The sequence below is a fragment of the Pseudomonas sp. P8_241 genome (genome assembly GCF_034008315.1).
GTDB lineage: Bacteria > Pseudomonadota > Gammaproteobacteria > Pseudomonadales > Pseudomonadaceae > Aquipseudomonas.
Window position 1 is genome coordinate 2079332 of record NZ_CP125377.1, and the last position, 12345, is coordinate 2091676.

The 12345-nt window shown below is 58.5% G+C and carries 7 protein-coding genes and 4 tRNA genes; 7 read left to right on the forward strand and 4 right to left on the reverse strand.

Features of this window, described 5'->3' with window-relative positions; translation table 11 throughout:
- Window positions 1-172: 172 nt before the first annotated feature.
- The gene (rmuC, locus tag QMK58_RS09510) at window positions 173-1537 is read left to right on the forward strand and encodes a DNA recombination protein RmuC (RefSeq protein WP_320396523.1); all 1365 of its coding nucleotides are present in this window, start codon (window positions 173-175) and stop codon (window positions 1535-1537) included.
- A 72-nt stretch (window positions 1538-1609) separates the two neighbouring features.
- Here rmuC and QMK58_RS09515 read toward each other — a convergent pair whose 3' ends face one another.
- Window positions 1610-5080, reverse strand: a complete 3471-nt coding sequence (locus tag QMK58_RS09515; protein ID WP_320396183.1) for a NahK/ErcS family hybrid sensor histidine kinase/response regulator — start codon at window positions 5078-5080, stop codon at window positions 1610-1612.
- 413 nt (window positions 5081-5493) lie between these two features.
- Here QMK58_RS09515 and QMK58_RS09520 point away from each other — a divergent pair, with 413 nt between their 5' ends.
- Window positions 5494-6645, forward strand: a complete 1152-nt coding sequence (locus QMK58_RS09520) for a TDT family transporter (protein ID WP_320396184.1) — start codon at window positions 5494-5496, stop codon at window positions 6643-6645.
- A 93-nt stretch (window positions 6646-6738) separates the two neighbouring features.
- Window positions 6739-8613 (forward strand): MFS transporter, encoded by a 1875-nt coding sequence (locus tag QMK58_RS09525; RefSeq protein ID WP_320396185.1) that lies wholly within the window; start codon window positions 6739-6741, stop codon window positions 8611-8613.
- Between the two features lie 96 nt (window positions 8614-8709).
- On the opposite strand, the gene sugE is transcribed toward QMK58_RS09525, so the two are convergent.
- The 3 genes from sugE to rdgC all read right to left on the reverse strand — a co-directional run bounded on the left by sugE (window position 8710) and on the right by rdgC (window position 11212).
- Window positions 8710-9024, reverse strand: a complete 315-nt coding sequence (gene sugE, locus QMK58_RS09530; RefSeq protein ID WP_027922462.1) for a quaternary ammonium compound efflux SMR transporter SugE — start codon at window positions 9022-9024, stop codon at window positions 8710-8712.
- Between the two features lie 119 nt (window positions 9025-9143).
- Window positions 9144-10109 carry a bile acid:sodium symporter family protein gene (locus tag QMK58_RS09535; RefSeq protein WP_320396186.1) on the reverse strand — a complete coding sequence of 322 codons (966 nt, stop codon included), beginning with the start codon at window positions 10107-10109 and terminating at the stop codon, window positions 9144-9146.
- Between the two features lie 182 nt (window positions 10110-10291).
- The gene (rdgC, locus tag QMK58_RS09540; RefSeq protein ID WP_053156939.1) at window positions 10292-11212 is read right to left on the reverse strand and encodes a recombination-associated protein RdgC; all 921 of its coding nucleotides are present in this window, start codon (window positions 11210-11212) and stop codon (window positions 10292-10294) included.
- Between the two features lie 160 nt (window positions 11213-11372).
- Between rdgC and QMK58_RS09545 the strand changes: the two genes are divergently transcribed.
- From QMK58_RS09545 to QMK58_RS09560, 4 genes are all read left to right on the forward strand, one after another.
- A tRNA-Val gene (locus QMK58_RS09545) sits at window positions 11373-11448 on the forward strand.
- A gap of 19 nt (window positions 11449-11467) precedes the next feature.
- Window positions 11468-11544: transfer RNA gene (locus QMK58_RS09550), tRNA-Asp, on the forward strand.
- Between the two features lie 199 nt (window positions 11545-11743).
- Window positions 11744-11819: transfer RNA gene (locus tag QMK58_RS09555), tRNA-Val, on the forward strand.
- 19 nt (window positions 11820-11838) lie between these two features.
- Window positions 11839-11915: transfer RNA gene (locus tag QMK58_RS09560), tRNA-Asp, on the forward strand.
- The last annotated feature ends 430 nt before the right edge of the window (window positions 11916-12345 follow it).

Sequence of the window (12345 nt, forward strand, 5' to 3'; positions counted from 1 at the left end):
GTCCAAGACCTGATGCCTTGGTTAACCTTCAGGCTTTATCCGGATGGCAGGAGTGACTATGGCGATGGACTTGACCAGCGCATTGCTTGGTTTGGCGGGTGCTGCGCTGCCGTTGCTGGTATTGGCCTGGCAACTTCAGCGACGAGCCGGTACTGCGCAGGCAGAGGTCACACTGCTGCAGGAGCGATTGGCCATGTCGCAATTGGCCCAGGATGGACTGAGCGCGCAACTTGAATCGAGTCGCGATGAAATCGGTGATTTGACTCAGGCCAATGCTGCCAAGCAGGCAGACCTGGCCGCCTTGCGCCGGGAAGTCGAATTACTGCAGGTAGAACGAGACGATGCTCGGGACGCCGCCCACGCCTGGAATATCGAGCGAGCCGGCAAAGAAGCCGAGTTGCGTCGTCTGGATGCACAGACAGCTTCGCTGAGCGCCGAGTTGCGTGAACAACAGGACAGCCATCAGCAACGCCTCAACGACCTGCAAGGCTCGCGAGACGAACTGCGTGCTCAGTTCGCGGAATTGGCGGGGAAAATCTTCGATGAGCGTGAGCAGCGTTTTGCCGAAACCAGTCAGCAACGCCTGGGGCAATTGCTCGATCCATTGAAGGAGCGCATCCAGTCCTTCGAAAAACGCGTCGAAGAAAGCTATCAGGCAGAGGCCCGTGAACGTTTCTCCCTGGCCAAGGAGCTTGAGCGCTTGCAGCAGCTGAACCTGCGCTTGAGCGACGAAGCGACTAACCTGACTCGCGCCTTGAAAGGGCAGAAAACCCAAGGCAACTGGGGTGAGCTGATCCTGGAGCGGGTACTGGAACATGCCGGGCTGGAAAAAGGCCGCGAGTACCAGACCCAGGTCAATCTCAAGGGGCCGGACGGCGAGCGATTCCAGCCAGACGTTATCATCTATCTGCCGGGCGACAAGCAGGTGGTGGTCGACTCGAAAGTCAGTCTCACCGCCTACCAGCAATACGTCGCGGCCGAAGACGAGGCCATAGGACAGATTGCGATCAAGCAGCATGTGCTGTCGTTGCGTAATCACGTAAAGGGGTTGGCCGGCAAGGATTACAAGCGACTCGACGGCTTGCACAGTCTGGATTTCGTTTTGCTGTTCGTGCCGATCGAAGCGGCGTTTTCGGCCGCGTTGCAGGCTGAGCCCACGCTGTTTCAGGAAGCGTTTGACCGCAATATCGTGATTGTCAGCCCAACCACGTTGTTGGCGACCCTGCGGGTGATCGACAGTTTGTGGAAACAGGAACGTCAGAGCCAGAATGCCCGGGAAATCGCTGAACGAGCCGGATGGCTGTACGACAAGTTCGTGCTGTTCATTCAGGATCTGGATGAGGTCGGCAATCGCTTGCAGCAATTGGACAAGGCCTACAGCTCGGCTCGCAACAAACTGACAGAAGGCCGCGGCAATCTGGTCAGTCGCAGTGAGCAGCTCAAGTTGCTGGGTGCCCGTGCGAGCAAAAGCCTGCCGGCAGACTTGCTGGAGCGGGCGATGACGGATGTGGATGGCTTGGTCGAGTTGCCAGAATAAAATCAAAAGATCGCAGCCTGCGGCAGCTCCTACAGTGCCGATCTATGTAGGAGCTGCCGCAGGCTGCGATCGTTACAACGGCAAATGCCGACTCAACAACGCCCTCAACGCCGCAGGCTTCACCGGTTTTGGCAGGTAATCCAGCCCCGCCGCATGCACCTGCGCCACCGTCTCCGGACGCCCATCGGCGCTGATCACCACCCCTGGCACCGGCTCGCCCAATCGGGTGCGTAACCAGGCCATCAGTTCGGTCCCGGTGTCGCCGTGATCCAGATGGTAATCCACCAGCGCCAGATGCGGACGCACGCCCTCATCAAGCAACGTTGAGCATTCCTCACGGTTGCGCGCGGTCCAGACCTGGCAGCCCCAGCGCGAGAGCAAACTGTTCATGCCGATCAGGATGCTGTCTTCGTTGTCGACACACAGCACCTGAGCGCCGTTCAGCAATTTGCCATTGAGTTCGGTGACTTGGGTCGGCATCGCCGTTTGTGCAAGGGCCAATGGCACGCTCACGCTGAACACGCTGCCGCGCCCCGGCCAGGAGCGCACGCGCAGGGTGTGACCGAGGACCCGGCACAGTCCGTCGGCAATTGCCAAGCCCAGGCCGAGTCCTTTTTCAGCGCGGGTCTGATGGCTGTCGAGGCGCTTGAATTCTTCGAAAATCACTTGCTGCTTATCTTCCGGAATGCCCGGGCCACGGTCCCAGACTTCAAGGCACAATGCTTCTTTATGTCGACGTACGCCCAGTAATACAGGGCCTTTGGCATAGCGGAAAGCATTGGTCAGGAAGTTCTGCAGAATCCGTCGCAGCAGTTTGATGTCGCTGTCGACACGCAGTGCGCTGCCACGAACGCGGAAGATCAGTCCTTGCTCCTGCGCCAGCGCCTTGAACTCCGCTCCGAGGGTGTCAAACAGTTCGTTGAGGACAAAAGGCTTGCGGTCCGGATTGATCTTGCCGTTTTCCAGGCGGGAAATATCCAACAGGTCGCTGATCAAGTCCTCGGCCGAACGCAGTGAGCTGTCCAGATGCGCCACCAGTTTCTGCGTGTCGAGCGACAGGCCGTCGTCCTGATGGGAGAGCGCAGCGGAGAACAGCCGCGCTGCGTTCAACGGTTGCATCAAGTCATGGCTGACTGCTGCAAGGAAACGGGTTTTAGACTGGTTCGCCGCCTCGGCATTGCCCTTGGCTTCGGTCAGGGCGACGTTGAGTTGCGACAGTTCCTGGGTGCGCTCGGTGACTCGCTGCTCGAGGCTCTCGTTGGCTTCGGTCAGTGCCTGCTCAGCCTCGCGGAACGGGGTGATGTCAGTGAAGCTCATGACAAAGCCGCCACCGGGCATCGGGTTGCCGATCAGCTCGATCACCCGACCGTTGGGGAACAGTCGCTCGGACGTGTGCGCGCGACCTTGGCGCATCCAGTGCAGGCGTCGGGCGACATGCACTTCCGCTTCGCCGGGGCCGCACAGTCCGCGCTCGGCGTTGTGGCGAATGATGTCGGCAATCGGCCGGCCGACGCTGATCAAACCGTCCGGATAGTCGAATAACTCCAGATAGCGACGGTTCCAGGCCACCAGTTTCAGAGACTGATCGACCACGCTGATGCCCTGGGTGATGTTCTCGATCGCCCCTTGCAACAGGGCGCGGTTGAATTGCAGCACCTCCGAGGCTTCGTCGGCGATTCTTACAACGTCCTCCAGTTGCATTTCACGACCTTCGATGGCGGCTTTTACGACGGCGCGAGTCGAAGATGCGCCGAGCACGCCTGCCAGCAAGCGTTCGGTGTGGGCGATCCACTCACCGTCGGCATTCTGGTTGGGATTGAAACCTTTGCCCTGACGATAGGCAAAGCGGATGAAGCTCTGTCGAGCACGTTCCTCGCCAACGAAACGTGCGGCCAGTTGTAACAGATCATCGATTTGCACCGACAGCAGGGAGCGGGCGCTGGGGCGGGCGCTGATCTCCTGGCCGATGAAGCGCCCAGCCTGCCAGTGTTCGGAAACCCGGGTGCGTGACAATACCGAGACCCAGGCGAACAGCGTGAAGTTGCCCGCCAGGGACAGCACTACGCCTTGGGTCAGCGGGGTAATCGGCAGGTTCATCGGATTTGAGTGAAGCCATGCCAGGCCCGGGAAAGTGTTCAGTGACAGACCAAGGCTGTGGGCGGCAATTGGCAGAACCAAAGTGTAGAACCACAGGAACGTACCGGCAGCGAGACCGGCAAATACGCCACGGCGGTTGGCCTGTTTCCAGTACAAGGCGCCGAGCATGGCCGGGGCCAATTGGGTCACTGCGGCGAAGGCGATCTGACCGATGGTCGCCAGGCTCGCGGTAGAACCCAGCAGCCGATAACTGACGTAGGCCAGCAGCAAAATGACTACGATGCTGACCCGTCGTACCGACAGCATCCACTGGCGAAACACTTCGAATGGTCGCTCGGCATTGTTACGCCGCAGCAGCCATGGCAGCAGCATGTCATTGGAGACCATGGTCGACAGCGCCACGCTGGCCACGATCACCATGCCGGTAGCGGCGGAAGCGCCACCGATAAACGCCAGCAAGGCCAGTGCCGGATGCGCCTGGGCCAGCGGCAGGCTGATGACAAACGAATCCGGCAACACCGAGCTGGGCAGCATCATTTGACCGGCGAGGGCGATAGGCACAACGAACAATGCCGCCAGTGCGAGGTAGGCTGGGAACACCCATTTGGCCAGGCGCAGATCCTGTGGGTCGATGTTCTCCACGACCGTGACATGGAACTGCCGTGGCAGGCAGATGATTGCCATCATCGCGACGCCGGTCTGTACCACCATCGACGGCCAGTTGATGGTTTCCTTCCAATACTCTTCAAGGCGCGGCGCGAGCATCGCCTGGTCGAACAGATCGTCGAAACCGTCGTAGAGGCCGTAGGTGACGAACGCGCCGACAGCGAGAAAGGCGAACAGCTTGACCAGTGATTCGAAGGCAATCGCCAGCACCATGCCGCGGTGGTGCTCCGTGGCGTCGAGGTTGCGGGTACCGAAAACGATGGTGAACAGCGCCAGTACCAGCGACACGATAAGCGCGGTGTCCTGGGCGCGGGTTCCCATCGCGTCGGCCCCGGCGCCGATCAGCAGATTCACCCCGAGCACGATGCCTTTGAGCTGCAGGGCGATGTAAGGCAGCACGCCGACCAGGCAGATCAGCGCGACCACCACCGCCAATGACTGGGATTTGCCATAGCGGGCGGCGATGAAGTCAGCGATGGAGGTGATGTTCTCCTGCTTGCTGATCATCACCATTTTTTGCAGGACCCACGGCGCGCCGAGCAACAGCAGGATCGGCCCGAGGTAGATCGGCAGGAATGACCAGAGTTGTTCGGCGGCCTGACCCACTGCGCCGAAAAAGGTCCAGCTGGTGCAATAGACTGCCAGCGACAGGCTGTACACCCACGCCCGCACTCGCGGCGGCAAGGGCGCGCTGCGACGGTCGCCGTAGAAGGCGATGGCGAACATGATGGCCATATAGGCCAGGGCGACGGCGGCGATCAGCCCGGTGGACAACGACATGGAAACTCCCGGCAAAAGACTTCCGGGCCTCCCGCCCGGACTGACAGTCTCGCACGGCCGCCCCGGTTAGTCAGTGTCGACCAAGGTCGTGGCGTGGCGGGGTGTCGCAGGTTGAAATGAGGGAGATTTTCGCTGTTTGGGCAGGCCTCATCGCGAGCGAGCTCTCTCCCACCATTAAACGCGATCCAATGTGGCAGCGAGCCTGTACGCGAAAGCGGCTACGCAGCAGCGCTGATTGTGCTGTCCGTTATCGCGTGGCACGCCTGCTGCGCCTGCGTTCAGCCTGTGTATGTAGGAGTGAGTTTCGGGAGAATATCTGCAAAACAGATAACATATAGAGATATTACCCGTTATATAGATATTCTATTCGAATCTAACATGGGCTCTACCTCACGTGAGGACAGGAGTTCGTCATGACATGCGCCAATAGCATCAAGCCCGGAATAAAGCCTTTCAGCCACTTGCAGCACCCGCGCGAAGTGATTCGCCAATTCACCCCGAACTGGTTCGCCGCCACCATGGGCACCGGCGTACTGGCGTTGGCGCTGGCGCAACTGCCCGTTGCGATGCCCGGCCTGTACGCCATCGCCGAAGCACTCTGGCTGTTCAACATCGTATTGTTCCTGGTGTTCACCGCGGTCTATGCGGCGCGTTGGGTACTGTTTTTTGACGAGGCGCGGAGAATTTTCGGCCACTCCACGGTTTCGATGTTTTTCGGCACGATCCCGATGGGGTTGGCGACCATCATCAACGGTTTTCTGGTGTTCGGATTGCCACGCTGGGGCGATAGCGTGATTCACGTGGCTGAGGTGTTGTGGTGGCTGGATGTGGCAATGTCTGTGGCCTGCGGCGTGCTTATTCCTTACATGATGTTCACCCGTCAGGAGCACAGCATTGATCAGATGACCGCAGTCTGGTTGCTTCCTGTGGTCGCGGCCGAAGTGGCGGCGGCCAGCGGTGGATTGCTGGCACCGCATTTGGCCGACGCACATTCGCAACTGGTGGTGTTGGTGACCAGCTACGTGCTGTGGGCATTTTCCCTGCCGGTGGCGTTCAGCATTCTGACAATTCTTCTGCTGCGAATGGCCCTGCATAAATTGCCCCATGAAAACATGGCAGCGTCGAGTTGGCTGGCGCTCGGTCCTATCGGCACCGGGGCGTTGGGTATGTTGTTGCTCGGAGGCGATGCGCCGCTGATTTTCGCGGCCAATGGGATGCCGGGTGTCGGGGAAGTCGCTGCCGGGTTGGGGCTGGTGGCCGGGATTACGCTGTGGGGCTTCGGCTTGTGGTGGATGCTGATGGCGGTGCTGATCACCGTGCGTTATCTGCGCGACGGGATTCCGTTCAACCTCGGCTGGTGGGGGTTCACCTTCCCGTTGGGTGTCTACTCACTGGCGACATTGAAACTGGCCAGCACCTTGAACCTGACGTTTTTCAGTGTTGCGGGTTGCATACTGGTGACGTTACTGGCGGTCATGTGGCTGATCGTTGGCAAGCGAACGGTGTTGGGCGCATGGCGCGGAGAGTTGTTTGTATCGCCATGCATTGCCGGATTAAAGAAATAAGCCGCAAAGATTGGGTAATGTGTGGCCTGGATCGACGTTTGATAATCCTGTAAAGAATCCAGGCCACTCTTACCCACATCAGAGACACATGGAATGAGTCACCCCTCACAGTTCACCTTGCTGCGCACCCGGCGCTTCCTGCCGTTCTTCATTACCCAGTCCCTGGGAGCATTCAACGACAACGTCTTCAAGCAGTCGTTGATCCTGGCCATTTTGTACAAGTTGTCCATCGAGGGTGATCGCTCGATCTGGGTCAACCTGTGCGCACTGCTGTTTATTCTGCCGTTTTTTCTGTTTTCGGCCCTGGCCGGACAGTTCGGGGAAAAATTCGCCAAAGATGCGTTGATCCGCCTGATCAAGCTCGGTGAGATCGCCATCATGGCGGTCGGAGCGGTCGGCTTCCTGTTTGATCACCTGTCGCTGATGCTGGTGGCGCTGTTCGCCATGGGCACCCACTCGGCACTGTTCGGGCCGGTGAAGTATTCGATCTTGCCTCAGGCCTTGCGCGAAGATGAATTGGTCGGTGGCAATGGCCTGGTGGAAATGGGCACATTCCTGGCGATCCTCGCCGGCACCATCGGCGCCGGGATCATGATGTCGTCCGGGCATTACGCCCCCATCGTTTCCACCGCAATCATTGGTATCGCCGTGCTCGGTTACCTGGCCAGTCGCAGCATTCCCCGCGCCGCAGCCGCCACGCCGGAAATGCGCCTGAACTGGAATATTTTCAGCCAGTCCTGGGTCACGCTGAAACTGGGCCTGGGGCAAACCCCGGCAGTGTCTCGTTCAATTGTCGGCAACTCGTGGTTCTGGTTTGTCGGGGCGATTTACCTGACGCAGATCCCGGCGTATGCCAAGGAGTGGATGCACGGTGACGAGACCGTGGTCACCCTGATTCTGACCGTGTTCTCCGTAGGCATTGCGATGGGCTCGATGCTTTGCGAGAAGCTTTCCGGGCGCAAAGTCGAGATCGGATTGGTGCCCTTCGGATCGTTCGGTCTGACCGTTTTTGGCTTGCTGTTGTGGTGGCATTCCGGTGGGATTCCGGACAGTGCAACGGGGCACGGCTGGATCGAGATTCTCGGCTTCGGCCACACCTGGCTGGTGCTGTTCGACATCCTGGGTCTGGGTGTGTTCGGTGGATTCTATATTGTGCCGTTGTATGCGTTGATCCAGTCGCGTACCGCCGAGAACGAGCGGGCGCGGGTGATTGCCGCGAACAACATTCTCAATGCACTGTTCATGGTGGTCTCGGCGATTGTTTCGATCGTTTTGCTGAGTATCGCCAAGCTGTCGATCCCGCAGCTGTTCCTGGTGGTGTCGTTACTGAACATCGGCGTCAACGCCTACATATTCAAGATCGTCCCCGAATTCACCATGCGTTTCATGATCTGGCTGCTGAGCCATTCCATGTACCGCGTGGAGCATCGCAATCTGGATCTGATTCCGGACGAAGGTGCCGCGTTATTGGTGTGTAACCACGTGTCGTTCGTCGATGCGCTGTTGATTGGCGGCGCGGAGCGTCGGCCTATTCGCTTTGTGATGTATTACAAGATCTACAATCTGCCGGTGCTCAATTTCATCTTTCGCACGGCGGGGACGATTCCTATCGCCGGGCGTCATGAAGACATCCAGATCTACGAACAGGCCTTCACGCGTATTGCCCGTTATCTGAAGGATGGGGAGCTGGTGTGCATCTTCCCTGAGGGCAAGTTGACGGCTGATGGCGAGATCAATGAGTTCAAAGGCGGTCTCACGCGGATTCTCGAAGAGACGTCGGTGCCGGTGATTCCGTTGGCCTTGCAGGGGTTGTGGGGGAGTTTTTTCAGTCGTGATCCGGGCAAAGGGGTGTTTCGCCGATTGTGGTCACGGGTGACGCTGGTGGCAGGCCCGGCAGTGGCGGTTAATGCAGCAGAGCCGGCGAAGTTGCAGGCATTGGTCGGTGAGTTGCGTGGGGCAGTCAGATAACAGGTGTCTGTGCGGACCTCATCGCTAGCAGGCTAGCTCCCACAGGGGAATGCATTCCGATGTGGGAGCTAGCCTGCCAGCGATAGCGTCAGTGGCCTAAGCGCTGACCTTGAGCCCAACCAACCCGGCAATAATCAACGCCACACTGGCCAACCGAAACAACGCCATCGACTCGCCAAACAGAATGATCCCGGCGATCACCGTGCCGACAGCGCCGACCCCGGTCCAGATCGCATAGGCCGTGCCCAGCGGCAGTTCCTTCATGGCCAGGCCCAGCAAGCCAAGGCTGATGGCCATGGCCGCCACGGTCAGTGCAGTGGGGAGCGGGCGGCTGAAGCCGTCGGTGTATTTCAGGCCGACGGCCCAGCCCACTTCGAACAGACCGGCGAAAAACAGAATGATCCAGGACAAGAGAGACCTCCATCGATTGACGGGGTCGTCCCCAGATTAATGACTCGATTGAGCCGCGAGGTCGTCCTCGCGTTGCGCAATATAGTGCCCAGCATTAACCCGGGGATCAAGTTCGCGAATCAGTCAGTCGCTTGCCGCGCAGCGACTTCGCGATCTTCTTTTTCGCTCATGCGGCGGAAATACGTTGAGAGTAACGCCCCGGAAATATTGTGCCAGACGCTGAACAGCGCGCTCGGTACCGCCGCCAGTGGTGAAAAGTGTGCGCTGGCCAACGCGGCGCCCAATCCGGAGTTCTGCATGCCGACTTCCAGTGCCAGGGATTTTCGCTGCGCCAATGGCAGCTTGAATACACGGCCAGTGAAGTAACCCAGCAGATAGCCAAAGCTATTGTGCAGCATGACCACGGCCATGATCAGCAGGCCGGACTCAGCGATCTTCGCCTGGCTGGCGGCGACCACGGCGGTAACAATGATCACGATGCTGACCACGGACACCAACGGCAATACGTCCACCGCATGACGAACCTTGTCGCCGAGCACGCGCTGGGCAACCACACCCAACACGATCGGCAGCAACACCACTTGCAGGATCGACCAGAACAGCTCCATGAAAGACACCGGCAACCAGGCCGAAGCCAGCAGCCAGATCAGCGCGGGTGTCAGCAATGGAGCGAGGAGTGTAGTGACCGCGGCAATCGCCACCGACAGCGCCAGATCCCCGCGCGCTAGCCAGGTCATTACGTTAGAAGAAGTACCGCTCGGGCAGCAGCCGACCAGAATCACACCGACAGCGATTTCCGGCGGTAAATGAAACGCCTGGCAGAGCAGCCACGCTACTCCGGGCATGATCACGAAATGCGCAACCACGCCCAGTGCCACGCGCCATGGATGGCGGGCGACTTCGGCGAAGTCTTCGAGTTTGAGGGTCAGGCCCATGCCGAACATCACCAGCCCCAGCAAGGGCACGATGGCGCCTTTGAGGCCGATGAACCATGCCGGTTGCAAGAAGGCCACGACGGCGAAAATCAGAACCCAGTAAGCGAAAGTGTTGCCGACAAAACGACTTAAAGCAGCCAGTGCGCGCATGGCTTGTTCCTTATTAGAGTGAAAGCGTTAGGGAGCTAAGCATACGCGGCTTACAAAAAAAGATCGCAGCCTGCGGCAGCTCCTACAGGAATCAGGTCAATCCGCATTATTTGCGGCCAACCGAATCAACGTAGGAGTTGCCGAAGGCTGCGATCTTTTCCAAGCGCCGCCGATCAAGGCAATCAGATGCCCTGTGGCGTCTCTTCCCCGCCCAACGCCTCAACCAGCGCCGGCAGGAAGTCGCCGAAGGTCAGCATCATCAGGGTGAAGCTGGCATCCAGTTGACCCAGGGCTTCATCACCACCGTCCTGTTCTGCCTGGTCTTGCAGCAGGTCTTCGAACTTCAGGCGCTTGACCACCATTTTGTCGTCGAGAACGAACGACAGTTTGTCCTGCCAGGCCAACGACAATTGAGTCACGACTTTGCCGGTGCTCAGGTGCAGCTGGATTTCTTCGCTGGTCAGGTCCTGACGTTTGCAGCGCACGATGCCGCCGTCTTCGTGTGTGTCACGCAGTTCGCATTCGTCCAGCACAAAGAAGTCATCCGCGGCTTTCTGAGTGGTGACCCACTCGGTCATGGTCGCGGTTGGAGACATCTTCACGGTCAGTGGGCGCACCGGCAAGGTGCCGATCACTTCACGCAGCGTCGACAGCAAGTCTTCGGCCCGTTTCGGGCTGGCCGAGTTGACCAGGATCAAACCTTGCTTCGGCGCGATGGCAGCGAAGGTCGACGAGCGGCGGATAAAGGCGCGAGGCAGGAAGGCCTGGATAATTTCATCCTTGATCTGATCGCGTTCCTTCTTATAGACCTTGCGCATTTGCTCGGCCTCGATCTCTTCGACCTTTTCCTTGACCGCGTCACGCACGACGCTGCCCGGCAGGATGCGTTCTTCTTTGCGCGCGGAAACCAGCAGGAAGTCGCCGCTGACATGCACCAGCGGAGCATCTTCGCCTTTGCCGAACGGCGCGACGAAACCGTAGGTGGTCAACTCCTGGCTTGCACATGGACGCGCCTGTTTGGTGGCCAGTGCAGTTTCCAACGCCTCGGCATCAACAGGCAGATCTTGGGTCAGGCGATAGATAAGCAGGTTTTTGAACCACATGGGGTAAGTCTCTCCTTATATGCAAAGGGGGGCATTATTGTCTTCGCCGTGCCATAGGCCAACCTTTCTCTAAGCCTTTGGAAGGGCTAAGAAAATTATTTAAAAAAGTGCTTGCCAGAGGTGGGGTCGCTCCGTAGAATGCGCGCCACACCGAAGCGAAGGGTGATTAGCTCAGCTGGGAGAGCGTCTGCCTTACAAGCAGAATGTCGGCGGTTCGATCCCGTCATCACCCACCATTCGTTTTCAGTGTTACGCGCAGCGGTAGTTCAGTCGGTTAGAATACCGGCCTGTCACGCCGGGGGTCGCGGGTTCGAGTCCCGTCCGCTGCGCCATATTCGGTAACCTGGAACGCTGAACGCCAGGTCACCACGGAAAAGCCCGCTAACGCGGGTTTTTTTCTGCTCCAAGTTTGTATGTTGTTCCTGCGGGTCGCATCGTTTCACCGGTTTTTAGATTTATTTGAAAAAAACTTCAATTAAATCAACACTTTATAAAAACCTGTGGCATAATGTGCCCCGCAACGAAGGTAAAGGGTGATTAGCTCAGCTGGGAGAGCGTCTGCCTTACAAGCAGAATGTCGGCGGTTCGATCCCGTCATCACCCACCATTTACTTTCAACGCTACGCGCAGCGGTAGTTCAGTCGGTTAGAATACCGGCCTGTCACGCCGGGGGTCGCGGGTTCGAGTCCCGTCCGCTGCGCCATATTCGGTTACCTGGACCACTGAACGCCAGGTCACCACAGAAAGCCCGCTAAATGCGGGCTTTTTGCTGTCTGGTGTTTGGCTTTCCTGTGTAGGGGCGAACCTGCTCGCGAAAAACTCAAAGCTGACGCCAGGCATCTGGTTCCCGCGCTGGGTCGACGCCCGGGCAGAACTGCCAGCAAGCCCGGCAGGCTGAAAATCGAGCGCAAGATGAGCGTCCTTGTCCAGTTGTCATTCTTTTATGCCTGTGCGTCCAAAGAGCGGCAGGAGGCCATTACGCAATATGTTGCAGGTTCAGAAATTGCCTGCATGAGGGGAAGATGAATGAAACTTCATTACCCGATTCCTGAAATGCGTTTAAACACCTGAACTTATCGGAGCTTTTCAGCTCTCATGCCGGTAGCCATTGGTCGTGGCGGCCTGATAAGCTC